20 protein-coding genes are annotated in these 18,459 nt (G+C 71.7%); 9 read left to right on the forward strand and 11 right to left on the reverse strand.

Translation table 11 applies throughout. The features are described from left to right. Positions 1 to 247: 247 nt before the first annotated feature. Positions 248 to 1,261 (reverse strand): NAD-dependent epimerase/dehydratase family protein, encoded by a 1,014-nt coding sequence (locus tag F9C12_RS02460; protein ID WP_409464573.1) that lies wholly within the window; start codon positions 1,259 to 1,261, stop codon positions 248 to 250. A gap of 93 nt (positions 1,262 to 1,354) precedes the next feature. Beyond that, positions 1,355 to 2,359, reverse strand: a complete 1,005-nt coding sequence (locus F9C12_RS02465) for a streptomycin biosynthesis protein (RefSeq protein ID WP_409464574.1) — start codon at positions 2,357 to 2,359, stop codon at positions 1,355 to 1,357. Between the two features lie 568 nt (positions 2,360 to 2,927). Here F9C12_RS02465 and F9C12_RS02470 point away from each other — a divergent pair. Continuing rightward, a complete protein-coding gene (locus F9C12_RS02470; RefSeq protein ID WP_409464575.1) occupies positions 2,928 to 4,121 on the forward strand; it encodes a cytochrome P450 in 1,194 nt (397 codons plus the stop codon). Positions 4,122 to 4,423: 302 nt separating this feature from the next. Here the strand turns inward: F9C12_RS02470 and F9C12_RS02475 are convergent, their stop codons facing one another. Beyond that, positions 4,424 to 4,933 carry an EF-hand domain-containing protein gene (locus F9C12_RS02475; RefSeq protein WP_409464576.1) on the reverse strand — a complete coding sequence of 170 codons (510 nt, stop codon included), beginning with the start codon at positions 4,931 to 4,933 and terminating at the stop codon, positions 4,424 to 4,426. A gap of 509 nt (positions 4,934 to 5,442) precedes the next feature. Continuing rightward, positions 5,443 to 5,937 (reverse strand): DUF1360 domain-containing protein, encoded by a 495-nt coding sequence (locus F9C12_RS02480; RefSeq protein ID WP_409464577.1) that lies wholly within the window; start codon positions 5,935 to 5,937, stop codon positions 5,443 to 5,445. A gap of 443 nt (positions 5,938 to 6,380) precedes the next feature. On the opposite strand from F9C12_RS02480, the gene F9C12_RS02485 reads away from it, so the two are divergent. Beyond that, positions 6,381 to 6,548, forward strand: a complete 168-nt coding sequence (locus F9C12_RS02485) for a hypothetical protein (protein WP_409180347.1) — start codon at positions 6,381 to 6,383, stop codon at positions 6,546 to 6,548. Here F9C12_RS02485 and F9C12_RS02490 read toward each other — a convergent pair whose 3' ends face one another. Together F9C12_RS02490 and F9C12_RS02495 are read right to left on the reverse strand one after the other, a co-directional pair. Beyond that, the gene (locus F9C12_RS02490; protein WP_409464578.1) at positions 6,549 to 7,349 is read right to left on the reverse strand and encodes a pentapeptide repeat-containing protein; all 801 of its coding nucleotides are present in this window, start codon (positions 7,347 to 7,349) and stop codon (positions 6,549 to 6,551) included. 46 nt (positions 7,350 to 7,395) lie between these two features. Next, on the reverse strand, positions 7,396 to 7,932 hold the full coding sequence (locus tag F9C12_RS02495; RefSeq protein ID WP_409464579.1) for a TetR/AcrR family transcriptional regulator: 537 nt from the start codon (positions 7,930 to 7,932) through the stop codon (positions 7,396 to 7,398). A 102-nt stretch (positions 7,933 to 8,034) separates the two neighbouring features. On the opposite strand from F9C12_RS02495, the gene F9C12_RS02500 reads away from it, so the two are divergent. The 4 genes from F9C12_RS02500 (at position 8,035) to F9C12_RS02515 (ending at position 11,477) form a co-directional block, all read left to right on the forward strand. Further along, positions 8,035 to 8,889 (forward strand): NmrA family NAD(P)-binding protein, encoded by an 855-nt coding sequence (locus F9C12_RS02500; protein WP_409464580.1) that lies wholly within the window; start codon positions 8,035 to 8,037, stop codon positions 8,887 to 8,889. A 32-nt stretch (positions 8,890 to 8,921) separates the two neighbouring features. After that, complete coding sequence (locus F9C12_RS02505; RefSeq protein WP_409464581.1) at positions 8,922 to 9,500, forward strand: TetR/AcrR family transcriptional regulator; 579 nt, start codon at positions 8,922 to 8,924, stop codon at positions 9,498 to 9,500. Positions 9,501 to 9,546: 46 nt separating this feature from the next. Continuing rightward, positions 9,547 to 10,434, forward strand: a complete 888-nt coding sequence (locus F9C12_RS02510; RefSeq protein ID WP_409464582.1) for an alpha/beta fold hydrolase — start codon at positions 9,547 to 9,549, stop codon at positions 10,432 to 10,434. A 161-nt stretch (positions 10,435 to 10,595) separates the two neighbouring features. Then, positions 10,596 to 11,477: a hypothetical protein gene (locus F9C12_RS02515; protein WP_409464583.1), complete on the forward strand. Its 882-nt coding sequence runs from the start codon at positions 10,596 to 10,598 to the stop codon at positions 11,475 to 11,477. 95 nt (positions 11,478 to 11,572) lie between these two features. Here the strand turns inward: F9C12_RS02515 and F9C12_RS02520 are convergent, their stop codons facing one another. The 4 genes from F9C12_RS02520 to F9C12_RS02535 all read right to left on the reverse strand — a co-directional run bounded on the left by F9C12_RS02520 (position 11,573) and on the right by F9C12_RS02535 (position 15,886). Continuing rightward, complete coding sequence (locus tag F9C12_RS02520; protein ID WP_409464584.1) at positions 11,573 to 12,061, reverse strand: DinB family protein; 489 nt, start codon at positions 12,059 to 12,061, stop codon at positions 11,573 to 11,575. A gap of 97 nt (positions 12,062 to 12,158) precedes the next feature. Continuing rightward, positions 12,159 to 13,274: a hypothetical protein gene (locus tag F9C12_RS02525; RefSeq protein ID WP_409464585.1), complete on the reverse strand. Its 1,116-nt coding sequence runs from the start codon at positions 13,272 to 13,274 to the stop codon at positions 12,159 to 12,161. 378 nt (positions 13,275 to 13,652) lie between these two features. Further along, positions 13,653 to 14,504, reverse strand: coding sequence for a class I SAM-dependent methyltransferase (locus F9C12_RS02530; RefSeq protein ID WP_409464586.1), 852 nt, complete (start codon positions 14,502 to 14,504; stop codon positions 13,653 to 13,655). Between the two features lie 59 nt (positions 14,505 to 14,563). After that, on the reverse strand, positions 14,564 to 15,886 hold the full coding sequence (locus F9C12_RS02535) for a cytochrome P450 (RefSeq protein ID WP_409464587.1): 1,323 nt from the start codon (positions 15,884 to 15,886) through the stop codon (positions 14,564 to 14,566). Between the two features lie 190 nt (positions 15,887 to 16,076). On the opposite strand from F9C12_RS02535, the gene F9C12_RS02540 reads away from it, so the two are divergent. Then, the gene (locus F9C12_RS02540; RefSeq protein ID WP_409464588.1) at positions 16,077 to 16,820 is read left to right on the forward strand and encodes a BTAD domain-containing putative transcriptional regulator; all 744 of its coding nucleotides are present in this window, start codon (positions 16,077 to 16,079) and stop codon (positions 16,818 to 16,820) included. Here F9C12_RS02540 and F9C12_RS02545 read toward each other — a convergent pair. Next, positions 16,817 to 17,185 (reverse strand): winged helix-turn-helix transcriptional regulator, encoded by a 369-nt coding sequence (locus F9C12_RS02545; RefSeq protein WP_409464589.1) that lies wholly within the window; start codon positions 17,183 to 17,185, stop codon positions 16,817 to 16,819. The genes F9C12_RS02540 and F9C12_RS02545 overlap by 4 nt on opposite strands. Before the next feature lie 102 nt (positions 17,186 to 17,287). Between F9C12_RS02545 and F9C12_RS02550 the strand changes: the two genes are divergently transcribed. Together F9C12_RS02550 and F9C12_RS02555 are read left to right on the forward strand one after the other, a co-directional pair. Beyond that, entirely contained in the window at positions 17,288 to 17,581 is a 294-nt protein-coding gene (locus F9C12_RS02550) for a DUF1330 domain-containing protein (protein WP_409464590.1), read from the forward strand. Positions 17,582 to 17,584: 3 nt separating this feature from the next. Continuing rightward, a complete protein-coding gene (locus F9C12_RS02555) occupies positions 17,585 to 18,454 on the forward strand; it encodes a PhzF family phenazine biosynthesis protein (RefSeq protein ID WP_409464591.1) in 870 nt (289 codons plus the stop codon). Positions 18,455 to 18,459 lie beyond the last annotated feature (5 nt).

Below are 18,459 nucleotides of genomic sequence, written 5' to 3' on the forward strand. Positions count from 1 at the left end.
GATGTCCGGCGGTCCCGATATTTCCCGTGGGTCCGGGAGAAAGCGGCGAAAGCCATTTCCTGACCGCGCTCGGGAGCCTGCCCGCGCGTCTCGTTTCCGGCAGCGCCGGAAACCGGTTGTCGGCCGAGTGCCGCCATTGCTGCGATCCTCCGATACGAGGGTTCGGGGTCCGGGAATCCGTTCGGGAAACGCAGTTCTCCGGCCGTGTTTCCCGAACGTAACCACGCCCGCCGCGGGCGGCAAGCGATCAGCGTGTTCGACCCCGGACCGGCCCGCTGCGCAGGAACGAGCTGATGGTGCGGCGCAGTCCTTCGGCCATCGAGACCTGATTGGAAAAGCCCAGCGCGCCCAGTTTCCGCCCGTCGCAGTGCTGTTTTTCCAGCGCGCGGGGAAGTCCGGCTCCGGGAATCACTTCGTAGCCGTTCTTGCGAATGGCGTCCGCCCGGTCCCGGTCGTGCGGTTCGCACGCTTCCCCGGACCGCTCGATCATTTCCGCCACCAGGTCGAGCGTGGCGCGATGCGCGGCAGGGACCATGTTGAAACTCTCGCCGCACGCCCGGGGGTCGAAAGCGAGCGTCGCGAGCGCCCGGACCACGTCCGTCACGTAGACGTAGTCGCGGCCGTGCGCCATAGATCCCTCGTAGACCACCGGCGGCAGCGGCCCCGCGGCGGCGAAGATCCTGCTCAGCGTCCGCGGCACGATCCGCGACGCGGTGTGCGGGTCGCCCGGCCCGAAGACGTTGCACAGCCGCAGGATCGCGACCGGCAGGCCGAATTCGCCGCCGTAGAGCCGCACGAGGTGGTCGGCGGCCATCTTGCCCACGTCGTAGACGCCGCGGGCGTCCAGCCGCGAAGTCTCCACGTACGCGTCGCCGCACAGCTCGCCGTAGACCTTGTCCGTCGAGGCCAGCACGAACCGGGCGAGGCCGCCGCGGACCGCCCGCGCCGCTTCGAGCATGTTCGCCGTCCCGCCGATGTTCGTGGCCAGCGAGGCGTGCGGATCGCTGAACGCCGAGTCGACCGTCGAGAACGCGGCGAGGTGGAACACCACGTGCGGCCGCACCGCGCGGACCAGCTCGAGGCATTCGGCGAACGACGTGACGTCCAGGCGGGCGGACTCGACCCGCTCGTCCGGCGAGGCGGTCCGGTCGGCGGCGACCACGCGAAACCCCCGCCGCGCCAGGCCGGCGGCCAGGTGCGTGCCGATGAAGCCGTGGCCGCCGGTGACCAGAGCCACGCGGGCGGAGTCGGTGCGCTGCATGCGAAATTTCCGATCTGGGCTTCGGGCTGGGTGCGGGCGTCCGGCGGCGGACCGGCCGGCGGTCGTCGCGGGACGCCGGGGCGCGCCGTGCGGTCAGGCGCGCTCGGCCTGCGGGCCGTTGTGCCGCAAGGGGTCGACCTGCTCGCCGAACGCGGCCCAGAACCGGGCGTTCTGCCGGGCCAGGTCCGCGACCGTGCCGAGGCAATGCCGCGGGATGCCGTCCGTCGGCGGCATGGTGGCCTGGCTGGCGAGGACGTGCGCGTCCAGCCAGCGCAGCAGCGCCCGGCCCGCCTCGCTGAACCGCAGCGACGGATCCCGGCGCAGGGTCTGCATGGTCGCCGCCGGGTCGGGCTCGGGCCCTGGCTCCGGGCGGCGCCCCGGCCGGGGCCCGCCCGTCCGCTGGACCGGCACCAGCGACTGGCCCAGCTCCAGCCGGTTGCGCACGTCGAGCACGGTGGAGGGAGCGATGCCCGCGGCCCGGGCGATGTCGCGCAGCGACCGCGCCGGATCGGCCCGCATCAGCTCCCCGGCCAGCCGCCTGCCCGCCGAACTGTCGAGCGGGCGCAGCCTGCCGTCCCGGCCGACCCGCGCGTTCGACCGTGCGTCCTCGACACTCGAACACCTGCGGATCGCGCCGACGGTGGTCGCGGCCAGCCCGGTGACCTGCGCGATCCACCGGTCCGACCGCGTGGGGTGGCTCAGGATGATGCGTCCCGCCGCCGCCTTGCGGTCGGTCAGCGACAGCGGCAGGCCGTTGGCCGTGTTCGCCTCCACCGCGAGCACGAACGCGTCGCGGGCGTCGCCGTCGAAGAACCGCGCCTCGATGAGCTGGCGGGAGCCGAGTTCGGCGGCGCGCAGCCGGTGCGCCCCGTCGATCACCCGCATGGTCGGCCGGTGCACGATGATCGGCGGCAGCCGGACGTCCAGCTTCGCCAGCACGCCCGCGTGCTCGTCGTCCACCCCGGCGACCCGCAGCGAGTCGCCCGGCCGCAGCGCCTGCACCGGCACCAGCTCCGGGGACGCCCCGTCCGCGTTGTACCTGCGCCAGATCGACGGCGGGTCGGCGTGCGGAGCTGCCTCGCGAGGTTCGCGGTCCATCCGGTGCCCACCCTTCCGTGCGCGGTCGCTTGCCGGGGGCGTTCGCCGCCGGCGGTGATCTCAACAATTGAGGAGGAGCCCGACAAACAACAACCCCTCGGGGGACTTTTCCCGAGATCGGGTGTTCCGCCCGGCGCGTTCGGCGGAGCGGGCGAAAAGTCCGCGCCCGGCCGGCGCCTCCGGAAAAACGATTCGCGGGATGCCCTCTGAACAGGGGTTACGGTGATTTCGGGTTCGGCGGGGGCAGTCTTCCGGGTGATATTCGCGGGCGGTGCGCGCGGCGGGAACTCGCTCCGGGACAACCGTTTCCGTGCGGACGCGGCGGGATTCCGGCGGCACGGAGACCCGGACAGGTGACCCCGCGTCGCTCCCCGTCAGGGAATTGTCGTCCAGTCAATTGACGGCCTCGCGGAGCAGAATATTCCGTGCTGGCCTTTGCCGGAATAACGGGCGGGGGAGCGACAATTCCGGGGATGCGCCGACCTGGCCCCAGGCGTTATCGTCCTCAACCGTTCCAGGCGAAAGCCCAGCGGATTTCGAGCAGCCGAGCCGATTTCGGGAGTCCACGATGAGCGACGACGCGCCCGCCTACCCGTTCCGCCTTCCCGACGCGCTGAGCCCGCCGCCGGAATGGGCGGCGCTGCGGGCGGAGGAGCCGGTGGCGGAGGTGCGGCTGCCCAGCGGGGACCGGGCCTGGCTGCTCACGCGGTACGAGGACGTGCGGCGGGTGCTGTCCGACTCCCGGTTCACCCGGCACCCCGCGGGTGCGGGCGCCGCGCGGGTCACCGCGAACGAGGGCGGCGGCGTCTTCGGCGAGAAGCTGACGGAAGACGAACTGCACCACCGCTGGCGCCAGATGATCAGCCGGGGGTTCACGCCGAAACGCGTGCGGGCGCTGCGGCCGAGGATCGAGGCGATGGCCGACTCCCTCGTGGACGCGATGATCGAGCGCGGGGCGCCCGCGGACCTGCTGCGGGCACTGGGTTTTCCGCTGCCGAGATGGGTGATCTGCGACCAGCTGGGGGTGCCGGACGCCGACCGGGACCGGTTTGCGCACTGGTCGGACACCATGCTCGCGATGACCCGCTTCACCCAGGCCGAGATCGACGCCGCGCAGGCGGAGTTCGCCGCCTACTTCGCGACGCACATCGCCGCCAAACGCGCCGCTCCCGGCGACGATCTGCTCAGCGAGTTCATCCGGTTCGCCGACGGGTTCGGCGAGCAGCTTCCCGAGGAGGTCCTGATCGGCACCAGCCAGGGCCTGCTGGTCGCCGGGTACGAGACGACGGCGGGCATGATCGGCAAAACGGCCGCGCTGCTGCTCGCCGAACCCGACCGCTGGGCGCGGCTGCGCGCCGAACCAGGCCTCGTCCGCACCGCCGTCGAGGAGGCGCTGCGCTTCGACGCCAATCCGGGCTTCGGCGTGCCGCGGTACCTCTCCGTCGAAATCGAGGTCGCGGGCCGCACCCTTCCCGCCGGTTCGATGGTGGTGTGCAGCGTCGGCGCGGCCAACCGGGACGAGCGCGCTTTCGCCGACGCCGACCGGATGGATCTGGGCCGCACCCCGAACTCGCATCTCGCGTTCGGCGTCGGGCCGCAGGTGTGCGTCGGCCAGGCGCTCGCCCGGGTCGAACTGCACGCCGTGCTGCGGGTGCTGGCGCGGAGGCTGCCTTCGCTGGAGCTGGCGGAGCCGCCCTCGGAGCTGGGGGTGCGGGAAGGCCTGGTGGTCGGCGGGCTGGAGCGGCTGCTGGTGCGGTGGTGAGGGTGCCGGGCGGCCCGGCGCGGAGGCCGCCTTCGCCTGAACCGGCGTGTGAGAGGGGCGTGGTGGCGGCCGGGTGTTCGTGCGCTGCGCGGCCGCTTTTCGCCGGGTGCCAAAAACCCCTATTCGCCGCCCGGCTGTCGTGACCGGGCCGAAACGCATTGTCGGCACGCATGCCGTCCGCGCGAATCGTTTCGCGACGAAAGGCATACGTGCCGACGCTTCGCCCGGAGCAGAATCGGGCGGCACTCGCCGTTTCCGTGCTCCCGCGGCGCTTTTCCGGCCGCGACGGGCAGCTGCGGCGCTTAGCCCTGAAGGAGTTCCTGGATCCCGGTGACGAACTCCTCGCGCGAGATCACGCCGTCCTTGTTGGCGTCCATCGCGTCGAAGTCGTAGCGCGGGTCGGACTCGTCGATCTGCCATACGCCGCGGAGGTAGCGGCCGAGTTCCTCCTTGCTGATGCTGCCGTCCCCGTCGGCGTCGACGAGGTCGAAGATCACGTGCCCGCCGACCTTGGCGCTGTCCATCCGGCTCGCGTCGCCCGTGGCGCGCCGGGTGGCCTCGACGAACTCGCTCTTCGACAGGCGGTCCCCGGAGGCTCCGGCGTGCCGCAGCAGTTCCATCCAGTGCATTTGGTAAAACGCCCGGAGTTCCCTGATCCGCCGGTCGTCTTCGTTCACCCCCGCCGTCTTCCGGTAGCGGTCGATGAGGAGTTCGTAATCCGACCAGTCGAGGCGGCCGTCGTGGTTGAGGTCCAGTGTGTCGAACTCCGCCGCGATCACCGTGTCGACGGAATCCGTGGGTGCGCTAGCCATCTGATGAGTCCCCTAGGGTAGTGGGCGGTCGATGGATTTCCGAACAACAGAATGCGAGTGCCCGCACGGGAACACAACGGGATTCAGTCGCGAGAACCGGGCGTTTACCTGATAGTGTAGGCGGGGTGGAACGTGGCGTGAGCCTTTTCCTTTCCGGTTCCGCTTCTCGGGTCGCCCGGTGGTCCGGTTGCCGACCGCGTCCTTGCCGCAGCGGGTTTTTCCGCGTTCTCGCTTGATCGGGTCGAACCGGGGCGGTGGCCGGTTTCGGCGTGGCGGCAGAGAATATTCCGCGGCGCGGGAACGGGACAAAAAAGTCCGCGTCGGTGGAATTGCGGCACGGTTTCCCCGCCGTGCCGACGCCCGCGCGTCGCTGGCCGGAAGAACGCTGGTGCCGGAACCGTGCTCTTCGCTGAGCGGTGGATCGCGCCCCTGTTCCCGCGGTTCAGAGCGCGGAACCGCCGCAACTGTCGGCAGGCCAATGCGCGGATCCGCTCCCGGAGCGCGCGCCGCTACTTGCTCGCCAGCTTCTTCCCGGCGTCGTAGAGCAGTTGGAGGGTGTCGGAACCGGCCACCGCGGTCAGCACGGTCGCCGCGAAACGGGTTGCCCGGGGCGCGAAGACGAGGCCGGCGCCCAGCCCGGTCGCGACCCAGACCGCGAGGCAGAACGGACAGGTGAGAAGCTCGCCCACCGAATGCCGCGGCCCGTGCCCGCGCACCGATTCGTTCAGCTCGCCGTCGCCCGCTGGCTCCTCATAGCGCGTGAACGGCGCCCGCAACGGGCTGGTGACGGCGTCCTTGCTGAGCAGCCGGCTCGCCTTGAACGTCGCGGTGGTCAGCAAGATCGTGTCGCCGAGTCCCCACCGTTCGGGCAAGCGCGCTCCGGTGGCCCGGCCCAGCACGGCAAGCCCTCCGGCGGCCCCGCCGTACGCGGCCAATACGGCCAGATAGCCGCCCAGCGGCCGTTCGGCCTCGCCGGCATAGCGGCGGCGGATTTCCGATGACAACGGCCTTCCTCCTCAACTCGGACGGGGCGGCCGTGCCTGGGAGATGGCACGGTCCGCGTTGCGCCGGGTTCGTCCCGGCGCAGCCGCTCTGGACTCGGTCGCGGACTGCGTACCCGGAAGCGCCCGCCGGAAACACCCTCGACGATGATCGGGCGCGGTGTTTGAGCGGTCCCACTCTGACGACGACTCGGAAAGCCGCCGCCGCCACCTCGTGCGGTGCCGCCAGCACCCGACAGCCGGACCGCCTCCGCAAGGGGCGCCCTTGACCTCCGTCCTCATCGGTCAATCTCCGCACCACCCCGCGCGCGGTTCGGCAACCAGCGGAGCCTCATCAACCCCGCCAACGTGCTCGACACCCCCGGGGCGACTCCAGGGCAGCTCTCCGCTGCGCGGGAATCCGTAAGGGTTGAACTGTACTGAACCATTACCGCACGATGGCGGACATGGACGAAAACCGTTGCCCCCGCTGTGGCTGGCCCCTGGCCGAACTGCCCGCTTCCGCCGTCGTTCCCGCGTCGGCGGGCAGCCGGGCCGAGTACGTGCGTTGCGTGTGCGGCAGCTGGATCGCCCGGTTCGGAGGGGTCGTCGTCGGCTCCACCCGGCCGCGCTGACTACCAGTGCTCGGGGCGGGCCAGTCGCGGCGGCAGCTTGGTCGCCGCGTCGCCGCGGGCCGCGTTCGCTTGGGACTGGGTGAGGAAAATGCTGCCGGTGAAGTCGGCGCCGCGGACGTCGGCGTCGCGCAGATCCGCGCCGATCAGGTCTGCGCGGCGCAGGTCCGCGCCCCGGAGGTCGGCCGCGATCAGATAGGCGCCCCGGAAGTTCGTGCCGCGGAGGTCCGCTCCGGCGAGCTTCGCCCCGATCAGGTCGGCGCCGCGGCGGTCCTTCTTGCGCCCGGCTCCGGCGCGGACCAGCTCGCTGGTGCGCACCAGAAGCGGGTTGACCTGGGCGCGGCGGGCGTCGACGTCGATGGCCAGCACCGCGTCCGCGTCGCCGGAAGCCGCCTGTTCGAGCCCGGCGATCTCCGCGTCCAGCTCCGCGTGGATCTCGCGGGTCACGGCCAGCGAGCGCGCCTCGGTGAGGTACCAGAGCAGTTCGTGCAGGTGCCGCATCACCGGAAGCGCGGCGAACATCCGCTCGCGGGTCTCCGGCGCGTCGCGCCAGCTCCGGCCGCCGAAGGTCACCTGCGACACCTGCTGCCCGGCGCCGAAGCAGTCGTAGCTGGTGCAGCCCGAGAAACCCTTGGGGCGCAACCGATCGTGGATGCCGCAGCGGAAGTCGGCCAGCAGGTTCGGGCACGGGTCGCCGGCCCGCTTGTCGATGGCGAAGTCGGCGGATTTGGTGAAGGTGAGCGCGACGCAGCAGAGCGCGAAACAGCTCGCGCAGTCGGCGGTCAGGGCACGGCGGTCGGGCAAGATCTCTCCAGCGAAGGCGGGCGAACCCGTCAAGGGTAGTCGCCGCTCACCGGCCGCCCGGCGCGGCAAGCCCGCGGAAGACCAGTTCGAGCAGGCCAGCCGCCTGGCCGGGGGCGTCCGGTTCCGTCTCGGTGACCAGCGCGACGGCGTTGACCAGCTTGAACACCTGCCCGACCGAGACGCCCGGCCGGACTTCGCCGGCGTCCTGCGCCCGGGCCAGAAGCCCGTCCGCTGCCTCGAAAACCGAGGAGTTTTCCTCGCCGAGCGCGGCCAGCAGCGACGCCGCGAGCCCGCGTTCCGCGCTCCCGTAGGAGATGACCTCGCCCAGCCATTCCTTCAACGCCGCGCCCGGGGACGACGCGGACCTCAACTCGCGCGCCCGGCCGCACAGCGCGTCGACGTGGTCGCGGAAGACCGTCTCCAGCAACGCCTGCCGGGTGGGGAAGTGGCGGTAGAGCGTGGCGTTCCCGACGCCCGCGCGGTGCGCGATGTCGTCCAGCGGCGCGTCGGCCCCCTGCTCGGCGAAGACCTCTCGCGCAGCCGCCACCAGACGGTCGTAGTTGCGCTGCGCGTCCGCCCGCATCGCCGCCTCCTGGTTGCTTAATCGGGGAGTGTCCCCGTATCGTAGCCGAAGAAAAACGGGGACTATCCCCGGTTAAGCGAAATCGCCGCCGCAGGAGGAAGAATGACCACCGTTCTCGTCACCGGGGCCACCGGCGCCCAAGGCGGCGCGACCGCCCGCGCGCTGCTGGCCGCCGGACAGCGAGTCCGCGCCCTCGTCCGCGACCCGGGCGCTCCTGCCGCGCGCGCACTCGCCGCTGCCGGCGCCGAACTCGTCCGCGGCGACCTGGGGGACCGCGCTTCGCTCGAGACGGCCGCCAGAGGGGTCGACGGCGTTTTCAGCGTCCAGCCGACCCTCGGCTATCCCGGCACGCCTCCCGATTTCACCCTCGACGACGAACTCCGCTACGGCCGCAACGTCGCGGACGCCGCGGCGGCGGCCGAGGTGCAGACCTTCGTATACGCCTCCGTCGCCTCGGCGGACGCCCCGCACGGCATCGCGCGCTGGCGGACCAAGTCCACTTTGGAGCGTTACGCCCGCGACCGCGGCCTCCCGGTGACCGCGCTGCGGCCGGTGCGGTTCATGGAGAACCAGATCCACCCGCGGCTGGGCGTGCGCGACGGCGTCCTGACCGACGTTTTCCGGCCGGACACGCCGGTTCAGCTGATCGCGGCCGCCGACATCGGCGCGTTCGCCGCCCTGGCGTTCACCCGCCCCGTCGAGTACGCCGGGCGCACGATCGAACTGGCCGGAGACGAGCTGACCATGCCGCAGATCGCCCAGGCGATGACCCGGGCGCTGGGCCGGCCGGTGACGTACCGGCCGATCCCGCGCGAGGCACTGACCGGCCGCGATCCGGACGCGGCGGCGGGCTACGACTTCGCCAACGACGTCGGCTGGCACGCGGACCTCCCCGCGCTGCGCGAGGAGCACCCCGGCCTGCTGGACTTCGAAACCTGGCTCGGCCACCTTTCTTGAACGACTGATCCAGAATGCGGTAGGCTGCGGTCATGGTCCGCACCCGAGAGTTCGACACCGAGGCCGCGGTGAGTCGCGCGATGGAGTTGTTCTGGTCGCGCGGCTACGAGGCGACCTCGGTGCGGGACCTGACCCAGCACCTCGGGATCGGGCAGGGCTCGCTGTATGGCGCGTTCGGCGACAAGGACGGCCTGTACCGCGCCGCGCTCGAGCACTACCGCGCGACCCTGGCGGCGAACGCCCTGGAGAGCCTGAAAAAAGGCGCCGACGCTCGTTCGGCGATCCGGACGCTTCTGGTCGAGCGGGTCCGGATCGCCGCGGCCGAAGACGGCCGAGGGTGCCTGGCCGTCAACGCGGTCTGCGAGCGCCTGCCCGGGGACCCGGCGACCCGGCGCACCGTGCGGGACATGCAGGACGCCAGCCAGGAAGCGATCGCCGAGGTGCTGCGCGTCGCGGCGGAACGCGGTGAGATCGCGGCGCGGCACGATCCGCACACGCTGGCCGCTTTCCTGGTCACGTTCCTCAACGGACTGCTGGTCTCCGCGAAGATCACCCCGGACGCCCGCGCCCTCGAACCCCTCGTGGAGGTGGCCCTGGCCGCCCTCGGCTGAGGTGTGCTGCCCGCAATCTGGATCGCTCGATCAAGAAAGAAGGACGATGTTCGACCACGACGGAAATCCCGTCCGCACCGGCCGCGCCGCGGTCAACGGAACGAGCCTGCACTACCGGACCGCCGGCTCCGGCCCCGCGGTGGTGCTGCTGCACGGCGTGCCCAAGACCGGCTACCACTGGCGCTACCTCCTCCCGAAGCTCACGCCGCACTACACGGTCGTCGTCCCGGACCTGCGCGGTCTCGGCGATTCCGCCCGCCCCGCGGACGGATACGACTCCGTGACGATGAGCGAGGACGTCGCCGAGCTGATGACCGCTCTCGGCCACGAGACCTACGCCGTCGTCGGCGAGGACTGGGGAGCGGTGATCGGCTACCAGCTCGCCGCCCGCCACCGCGACCGCGTCACGTCCTTGGTGTTCGCCGAGGCGCTGTTCCCCGGGTTCGGCTTCGAGGACCACACCGCGCTCACCGCCGAGAACGTCGCCAGCGGCATGCACCTGTGGCATCTCGGCTTCTACTTCCAGCCGGACGTCCCCGAAATGCTCATCGCCGGCCGCGAGCGCGAGCTGATCACCTACCTGATCAAGTTCGAGCGCAGCCGCCCGGACAGCGCGACCCCGGACGCGATCGAGGAGTACGTGCGCTGCTACTCGATGCCCGGCGGCATCCGCGCGATGCTCGCGATCTACCGGGCGATGCTCGTCGACGCGGAGCAGAACCGGCAAGCGGCGCAACGGAAACTGGACCTGCCCGTCCTGGCGCTCGGCGGGTCGGCGTTCATCGGCGAGCGCGCCGAGTCCCAGGCGCGGATCGTCGCCGGCGACGTCACCGGCCTCGTTTTCGACGCCGGGCACGACCTCGCCGAGGAAGTGCCCGACGAGATGGCCGACGCGCTCCTGCCGTTCCTCGCCAAGCACCAGCAGCCCGCATGATTTCCTGTCCTCGGCCCACGGGGAAGGAGAATCCTGATGACGACTCGGAACAAGGGATTGCTCAGGGCGTTCGGGCCGAGGACGAAAAACCGCCCGGGGGCGGCCGATGAAGGAGAACTCGCGATGGCCGTGAGCTGGATCGGGTCCACGGTGCGCGCTTCATGAAGCCTGTCGTTCGTCTCGTCGGCGAAGACGCCGAGGTGCGCGCCATCGGACGCGAGGCCGTGCAGGCGCTCCAGCGCGGCGCGGGAGCATCCGACCTGTTCGCCGCGCTGCGCGACCTGCACCGGCACCGTCGGCAGCTGGTCGCCACGCGTGCGGCATCGAGGCCCGCGGCGCGGGCCGTCGTCCAGGGGAACCGCGCCGCTGGGCCTGCTCGCGCCTGGCGCGCCATCTGGTCGACGCTGGTCGTCGCGGGCCTTCTCGGCGCCCTGGTGCTGGTCGTCGAGTTCGGTCCCGCCGATCGCAAGAACGCGTTCAGCGAACCGCGGGAAAGTGCCGCGATCGCGCTGGTCGCGGGCTTGGCGGCGGGGCTGCTCCTGCTCGTCGTGGCGCTCGTGCCGGTGCCCGATGCGCGCAGCGGGGCCGTCGGAGGACTGGGAGCGGTGCTCATCGCGCTGATCGCAGCAGGGATTCTCGTCTACCGCCTCGTGGTCGGCGCCTCCGACCGCCGAGGCTTCACCGGCGCCGACCTGCGCTGGTGGATCCCGATGGCGGGGGTGGTCGTGCTGCTGCTGATCGCCGTGGCCTTGCGCTGCGACCTCGCACGACGACGCGGCCGCCCCGCACCAGTGGCTCGCACCTCGGCGCCGCGCCCGGACGACGGGCTGCGCGAACTCCGCCGCACGGCCGAGCGGCTCGCCGCGACGAAGCTGACCGCCGAGGTGCGGCAGGACTGGCAGAAGCGGCTCGAACGGCTCGCCGACAAGGGCTGGCCCGCGGCGACCATCGCCCAGGCCGAGGCGATGACACCGGCGGCCTGGCTGGCCTGGCTGAGCTACGACGGCGAGATCGAGGTCCGTTCAGTGCTCCCTCGGGCCTGACCTCTCGACCAAGCTGGTCGAAGCTGGCCGAGCCGCAGCAGGAGCTTGTCGGGGGACATCCTCGCGGTTCGCCTGGCCGGTCGGCTCCGCCGAGGTCAGGGGAGCGGCTGGTCGATCTGCTCGCGCAGGATGTCGCCGTGTCCGGCGTGCCGGGCGAATTCGTGGATCATCGCGAGCAGCGTCCAGCGCATGCTGACGGTTCCCTCGCCCGGGAACTCCTTGGTGTCGTCGAGTGCGAAGCGCGCCGCGATCTCCCGCGACCGCTGACTGGCGCGCTCGTACTCGGCGATCACGTCGGCCACCGTCTCGTCGTCGGCGACCGCGAAGGTGCCGACGTCCCGCTTGGAGTATCCGTCGCATTCGGACTCGTCGAGCCCCGCCCAGAACCGCTGAAACCAGATCCGCTCCGCCGCGGCGGCGTGCTTGACCACGGAAATCGGCGTCGACAGCGACGCGACGAGCTTCCGCCGGGCATCGGCCTCGGACAGGCCGCGGAGGGTCTCGACCAGCGCTTCGCGGTTGCGGTCGAGCGTGTTCTCGAGCAGTTCGCGTTCGGTGCCGTTGGTGAGGCGTTCGGTGGGCATGGTTTCGCTCCGTTTCCGGGCAGGGCTGACGAGGCCGGTGCTCGCAGCGGGGAAATGCGCCAAGGCGGGCCGGGAAAGGCACCGCGGGCGATGACCGTCAGCCGGGAAGATCCGGCGACTCCGGGTATTCAACCACGACCTCGTCGGACGCGTTGCCGGCCTGCTCTGCTTTCTCCGCCTCCCGGAGCCGGTGCACCTCGTCCAGTTCCGCCTGTTGCGCACTGACGCGAGCACGCAGTTCTCCCAGTTCAGCGTGCAGCGGAGCCAGAGTTTCGGCGTACGCCTTGGTCGCCTGGCTCAGCTGGGCTGCCGACTCGGCCACCCGCTGATCGGCCGCGAGTTGCACACCGCGCACCCGTTCGTCCGCCTCCGCCGCCTGGTCTCGCAGCCGCTGCTCTTGCTCCCGCATCCGGCTTTCGTGCTCGGCGGTCAGCGCTGCCCGGAGTTGCTGCTGCGCTTCCGCCGCGTTGCGACGGACCTCTTCCAGCTCCTCGACCGCGGTCGCCCGCAACGCGGAAATCTCCTGCTGCAACGCCGTGACCCGGTCGTGGGCGGCCGCTGCCTGCTCCAGCGCACGCTGCCGGTTGTTCTCGGCTTCATCGCGGACGGCCAGTGCGGTTTCCTGCGCTTTCCTTGCCGCCTCGGCCTTTTCGAGCGCCGCGTCCCGCTCGGCGCGGTCCACTTCGGACTGTTTCCTGGCCGCGGCCTCCACCTCGCGCGCCTCTTCCGCAGCAGCCACCGCCTGCGCGCGCTCCGCGTTCGCCACCCGGGCCTGCTCCACCGCCTCGTCACGGGCGGCCTCGGCTTCTTCGCGGGCTCTGAGCGCGGCCGCCGTCTCGTCGGTGACGTGCGTGCGCAGCGCGGACAGCTCCTCGCGCAGCGGGTCCAACGCCGACAGCGCCGAGCCGAGCCGCTCGTCGAGCGCCCCGGTGTCGAGCCGGGTCATCGGCTGGTCGGGGCCGTAGACGGTCACCCAGATCTCGCGCTGCTCGTCGAGCATCGCGCACGTGATGACCTTCGCGCCCCACCGGCCGTACCGCTCCGGATCGGCCGGGCAGTACGGCGTCGGCCGCCCGCCCTGCCGGGGGATGGGCGGCAGCGGCTGACCGCAGTACGCGCATCCGGCCTCGCCTCCGGCGGCCAGCGCGCGCACGGTCGCCTCCCGGCGTTCGTCCCGGCTTCCGCGCCGGATCGGCGGTCCCGCCGTCTCCATCAGTGCCCCTTTCCGCAGGTGGGACTCACTCTACAGTTTGAATTTCGATACTGGAACACCAAGTATCAGATTTAAAACCAAATCATCGAGAGCGGAGTCGGAGTCAAGGAGTATATGGATAACTGAGATTATTGATATAAACTTGGGAGAGGCCTCGGCTGGCCGGACCAGGCGGGGTAATCCGGAGTCCGGGACGACCGGTCAGCTGTGCCAGCAGGAGCGCGCGGAGGTCGAAGTTCCGTGCCGCCCGAGTGGTTGAGCACGGGTGTGCCCGCCCGCGCAGTCGCAGTGGGATGAGCCGAGGGTGACCTTTGCCCCACCGGAGTCCGGTTCGCTGTCGCGGCGAACTCGGCGATCAGAGATCCGGGGATTCCGGGCCTACGGGCGAGTGGCGCGGATGAGCCAGTGCGCAGCGCCGTACCGCACGCCTTCGTCGGTGAGGTGCTCGGCGATGTCGGCCTTGAGCGCGTCGAGGGCGCGGGCGCGGGACTCGTCGTCGAGTTGCGCGAAGGCCGCGGCGAAGTGGCTGGCGATGAAGTCGAACGCGTCGTCGACATCGCGGCCGTAGTACATCGGAAGGGTCAGGCCGGTCAGCTCGACGTCGACGAAGCCCGCTTCGTGCAGCAGCTGGCGCACCCGGTCCGGATCGCTGAGCGAGAACGGCGTTGGCGCTTCGGCAGGGGGCGGCGGCAGTTCCCGGCCGCCGGCCGCGATGGTGCGGAACGTGCTGATGCCCTCGTTGCGGTCGAGCGCCTGCCACGTCAGCTGCACGAAACGGCCGCCCGGGCGGATCGCGCGCGCGATGTTGGCGAAGGCCGCCTGCCGGTCTCCGAAGAACATCGTGCCGTGCCGGCTGACGGCGACGTCGAAGCACGACTCGCCGAAATCGTGGACCTGGGCGTCCGCTTGCACGAACGTCGCGTTGGCCAGACCGTCCTTCTCGGCCAGTGCGCGCGCCAGGTCGAGCTGCGCCGAGGACAGGTCGACGCCCAGTGCGGAACCGTCAGCCGCGATGCGGGCCGCGTCGCGGGTGAGCTGACCGCTGCCGCAGCCGATGTCCAGCACCGCCGAATCCCGCTGGATACCGGCTGCTTTCACCAGTTCGCCGTGGTAACCGGCCATGCCCTGGTCGAAGCGTTCGGCACGCTCGGTCCAGAACGCTCCGCTGCCGCCGTCCCAGGAGCGGAACTGATCGGCGTTGGACAAGTCGAAGGTCGGTGCGTCGGTCACGGTGTCCCCCCGGGAATCGGTGCTCCAGCCTACCCGGCCGCGGGCAACCGTTCCGAGAATCACCGCCAGCGCAGCGCGGTTTTCCGCCGGACCGACACGTGGACCGGCAGCGTGGTCAGCCCGCGCAGGGTCGCGGTGTCCTCCCAGACCGGGCAGTCGGCCAGCGTCAACGTGATTCCGTTGTCCCGCAAGCAGGAGAAGAGCGTGCGCAGCTGGAGGGTGACCAGCGCGGCGCCGAGGCAGGAGTGCGCGCCGCGGCCGAATCCGAGGTGCAGGCCGCGCCGGGGCCGCGGATTCACTTCGTCCGGGCTGGGGAACACCGCGGGATCGCGGTTGGCGGCGGCCAGCAGCACGATCACCACGTCGCCGCGCCGGACGCGCTGGCCGCCCAGTTCTCCGTCGGCGACGCAGATCCGGCCGTCGGCCTGGACGGAACCGTCGAGGCGGACCAATTCGTCGGCGAGGTCGTCCGCGCCGTCCGATCCGGACAGCAGGTCCAGCAGCCCGGGGCGGCGCGCCAGGCGCAGCAGGACCGCGCCGAGCAGGCGGCTGGAGGATTCGTAGCCCGCGTGCAGGACCGCCCGGAGCGAATTGGCCAGCAGGTCCGCGGAAATGCCGGGCCGGACGTGCCGGGCGCGGCGGGCGGCGGCGACGAAACCGGTCTGGTTCTCCGCGGCCAGCCAGCCGGCGACGAGGTCGCGCAGCTTCGCCCTGGCCTCGTTCCCGGCTTCCGCGCGCGACGGGTCGAGACCGGCGTCCATGCTGCGCACTATGGCGTTGGAGTAACGCTCGAACTCCTCGCCGCCCGGCGGTTGCACGCCGAGATACCGGCTGATCGTGTCGAGCGCGACCGGGCGGGCGAAGCCCCGGACGAGGTCGGCCGGGCAGGAATCCGCCAGGCCGAGCAGCCGCGAGGTCATGGTCTCGCGCAGGCGGTCGGCCAGTGCGCGCTGGGGCATCTCGTGCAGCGCGGCGATCAGCAGCCGGCGGATGCCGGTGTGCTCCGGCGGGTCGAGCCGCTGCAGGCTGACCGACGCGGCGGGGACCTCGATCCCGGCCCGGCGGAAATCCGAGGCGTAGCGGGCGGGATCGGCCAGCACCCGGCGCCCGGCGGCGTGCTCGGTGACGACCCACGAGCCCAGCATTCCGTGCCAGTGCACCGGATGCGCCTCGCGCAGCCTGCGGTAGTACGGGTGCGGATCGGCGAGCACGCGCGGGTCGAGGGGTTCGTAGTACGGGTCGTCGTGCGGGGCCAAAACGTCCTCCGGTTCCCCGGCGAGCACGCCGCGGTCGGGTCGGAGCGGGCGCGTCGCGGCCGGACCGGTCACGACGCGCCCGCGCTGCGGCTTGCCGGTCAGTGGACGTACAGCATGAGCTCTCACCTCCCGATTCCTGTTCGCGGCAAAGGGAAACCCGCGCCGGGGGCGAAAGCGGGCGGGCGCGTTCCCGGAGGGGGAGCGGCGCTGCCCGGGCTGTGGCCCATCGTGGCCGGGCCGCCTTGTCGAAACCTTGCGGCGACCTTGAAACCGCGGCGGCGGGACTGGTATCCCGGAAGGGACCCAGGGAGGTTCCGTGTGCGGCACCGAGGTCAGGGTTCTCGGAGAGGTCGAAATACGGGTCGGCGGGCGGAGTCTCGCCTTGGGCCCGCCGCGGCAGCGCCGGCTTCTGGCCGCGCTTCTCATCCAGCCGAACGTGCAGATCTCGACCGGCGAGCTGATCAGCCGGGTCTGGAACGGCTCTCCGCCGGCGCGCGTGCACAACGCGCTCTACAGCTACGTTTCCCGGCTTCGCGGGGTGGTCCAGAGCAGTGATCGGCTCGTGCTGACGCGCGGGCACCGCGGATACGTGCTCGTCGTCGACGAGAACGACATCGACCTGTGCCGGTTCCGCGGCCTGGTGTCGCGGGCGCGGCAGTCGGGCACCGACCGGCGGCGGGCGAAACAGGCCTACGAGAAGGCGTTGGCGTTGTGCCGCGGTGTCCCGTTCGTCGACGTGGACGCCGCGTGGTTGGTGGAGCTGCGCGCCCGCTTCGCCGCGGAACGGCTCGGCGCGGAGCTGGACCTGTTCGACCTCCGCCTGCGGGAAGGAAACTCCTCCGAACTGCTCGGCCCGCTGAACCACTACGCCGCCGAGCATCCGCTGGACGAACGGATCGCGGCGCAGCTGATGACGGTGCTGTGCCGGCACGGCCGCCAGGCGGACGCGCTTCGCCGGTACGCCGGGCTGAGCCGCCGGCTCCGCAACGAGCTGGGCGTCGATCCGGGAGCGCGGCTGGCGGAGCTGCACGGCCGGATCCTGGCCGGCGCGTGTCCCTAGTCCGGAAGCGGTCGGCCGGGCGCGGGCTCCTGGTCGGCGCGTTCTTGCTCTCGCGCCCAGGTGCTCGCCCATTCGTCGAACGGACGGAGCGCGTCGCGGAGCGCGGTCCCCAGCTGGGTCAGCTCGTAGCCGTCGGCGGAGGGGGCGATGATCCCGCTCGAGGAGAGTTCGCGTAGCCGCTGGTAGAGGACGCTGGACGAAAGCCCGTCGCACCGGGCCAGCAGTGCCCGGGCGCCGAGCGGACCCCCGCGCAGTTCCCAGAGAATCCGCAGCGCCCACCGACGGCCGAACAGGTCCATCGCGGCCATCAGGGGACGGCCGGTCGTCGATCCGCGAACCGGTTTTCCTGGGCGCGGTGTCGGCATGGCCCTCCTTGCGTTTCGTTATTCGAAACACTAGCATCCACGCGGCGTTTCTGATTCCGAAACGGACGCCCCCGGCAAGCCGGGCCGAACACGGGAGGTTCCATGTCCAAGGGCTACTGGGTCAGCGTCTACCGCAGCATTTCGGATCAGGAGAAGCTGGCTGCGTACGACAAGCTGGCGCGCCTGGCCGTCAAGGCCGGGGGCGGGCGGGTCCTCGTCCGCGGCGGCCGGGTCGCGGCGCACGACGCCGGGATCGCCGAGCGCACCATCGTGATCGAGTTCGACAGCTTCGAGCAGGCCGCCGCGACGCGCGAGAGCGCGGCCTACCAGGAGGCGCTGGTCGCCCTCGGCGACGCCGTCGAGCGCGATTTCCGCATCGTCGAAGGCCTCGGCTGACCGATGTCCTGGCCGAATGTCACGGTGGTCGACGCGTGCGTGCGGCGCGACGGCGGGGGCGGCAGCCCCACGGCCGTGACCGACGACGACCTGGCGGCGACGGACGCGGACCGGCGGGCAGTCGCCGCTGCGGCCGGCACCTCGCACGCGGCGTTCCTCGGCCCGGGGCGGACGCCGGACGGCGGCTGGCCGGTCCGGTTCTTCACCGCCGCGGCCGAACTGCCCGGCTGCGGCCACGGCACCGTCGCCGCTCAGGCCGTCCGGCTGGCCCGCGCCGGGCTGAGCGAGTTGAACGACCGCCAGCACACCGGCGGGCGCACGTTCGACACCGTCGCGATCCGCCGCCCCGCCGGCATCGAGGTGTGGTTCGATCAGGGCCTCGTCGCGCTGCGGGAGCCGCGGCCGGACGAGCACGCCGCGATCGTCGCCGCGCTAGGGCTCGCCGCGGACGATCTCCATCCGGCCGACGTGCCCCGGATCGCCGCGCCCGGCGCACCCCGCATGCTGGTGCCGGTTCGCGACCGGTCGACGCTGCTTCGCATCCGCCCGGACCTCGACCGGCTGGCCGCGGCGTGCCGGCGGTACGAGCTGCTCGGCTGTTTCGTGCACGTACCGCCGGCGGGCGACCGGCCGGGCGCGGCGCGGATGTTCGCGCCGGCGATCGGCGTCGACGAGGACGTCGCCAACGCCAACAGCACCGGCTGCCTGGCCGCCCACCTGCTCGACGCGGCAGGGGCGCAGGCGATCGCGATCGAGGTGGAGCAAGGCGACAGCCTCGGCCGTCCGGCCAGCGTGCTCGCTTCGGCCCGGCGCGGACCGGAGGGCATCACGACCCGGGTCGGCGGGCTGGCGGTGGTCCGCGAGGGACGCTGAGGCTG

This window comes from Amycolatopsis sp. GA6-003 (genome assembly GCF_046267895.1).
Classification (GTDB): Bacteria; Actinomycetota; Actinomycetes; order Mycobacteriales; family Pseudonocardiaceae; genus Amycolatopsis.

Excerpts from the sequence above, each read along its gene's own strand:
- F9C12_RS02460 (WP_409464573.1), bottom strand. The coding sequence starts at position 1,261 with ATGCAGCGCACCGACTCCGCCCGCGTGGCTCTGGTCACCGGCGGCCAC.
- F9C12_RS02465 (WP_409464574.1), bottom strand. The coding sequence starts at position 2,359 with ATGGACCGCGAACCTCGCGAGGCAGCTCCGCACGCCGACCCGCCGTCG.
- F9C12_RS02470 (WP_409464575.1), top strand. The coding sequence starts at position 2,928 with ATGAGCGACGACGCGCCCGCCTACCCGTTCCGCCTTCCCGACGCGCTG.
- F9C12_RS02475 (WP_409464576.1), bottom strand. The coding sequence starts at position 4,933 with ATGGCTAGCGCACCCACGGATTCCGTCGACACGGTGATCGCGGCGGAG.
- F9C12_RS02485 (WP_409180347.1), top strand. The coding sequence starts at position 6,381 with ATGGACGAAAACCGTTGCCCCCGCTGTGGCTGGCCCCTGGCCGAACTG.
- F9C12_RS02495 (WP_409464579.1), bottom strand. The coding sequence starts at position 7,932 with ATGCGGGCGGACGCGCAGCGCAACTACGACCGTCTGGTGGCGGCTGCG.
- F9C12_RS02500 (WP_409464580.1), top strand. The coding sequence starts at position 8,035 with ATGACCACCGTTCTCGTCACCGGGGCCACCGGCGCCCAAGGCGGCGCG.
- F9C12_RS02505 (WP_409464581.1), top strand. The coding sequence starts at position 8,922 with ATGGTCCGCACCCGAGAGTTCGACACCGAGGCCGCGGTGAGTCGCGCG.
- F9C12_RS02510 (WP_409464582.1), top strand. The coding sequence starts at position 9,547 with ATGTTCGACCACGACGGAAATCCCGTCCGCACCGGCCGCGCCGCGGTC.
- F9C12_RS02515 (WP_409464583.1), top strand. The coding sequence starts at position 10,596 with ATGAAGCCTGTCGTTCGTCTCGTCGGCGAAGACGCCGAGGTGCGCGCC.
- F9C12_RS02520 (WP_409464584.1), bottom strand. The coding sequence starts at position 12,061 with ATGCCCACCGAACGCCTCACCAACGGCACCGAACGCGAACTGCTCGAG.
- F9C12_RS02525 (WP_409464585.1), bottom strand. The coding sequence starts at position 13,274 with ATGGAGACGGCGGGACCGCCGATCCGGCGCGGAAGCCGGGACGAACGC.
- F9C12_RS02545 (WP_409464589.1), bottom strand. The coding sequence starts at position 17,185 with ATGCCGACACCGCGCCCAGGAAAACCGGTTCGCGGATCGACGACCGGC.
- F9C12_RS02550 (WP_409464590.1), top strand. The coding sequence starts at position 17,288 with ATGTCCAAGGGCTACTGGGTCAGCGTCTACCGCAGCATTTCGGATCAG.
- F9C12_RS02555 (WP_409464591.1), top strand. The coding sequence starts at position 17,585 with ATGTCCTGGCCGAATGTCACGGTGGTCGACGCGTGCGTGCGGCGCGAC.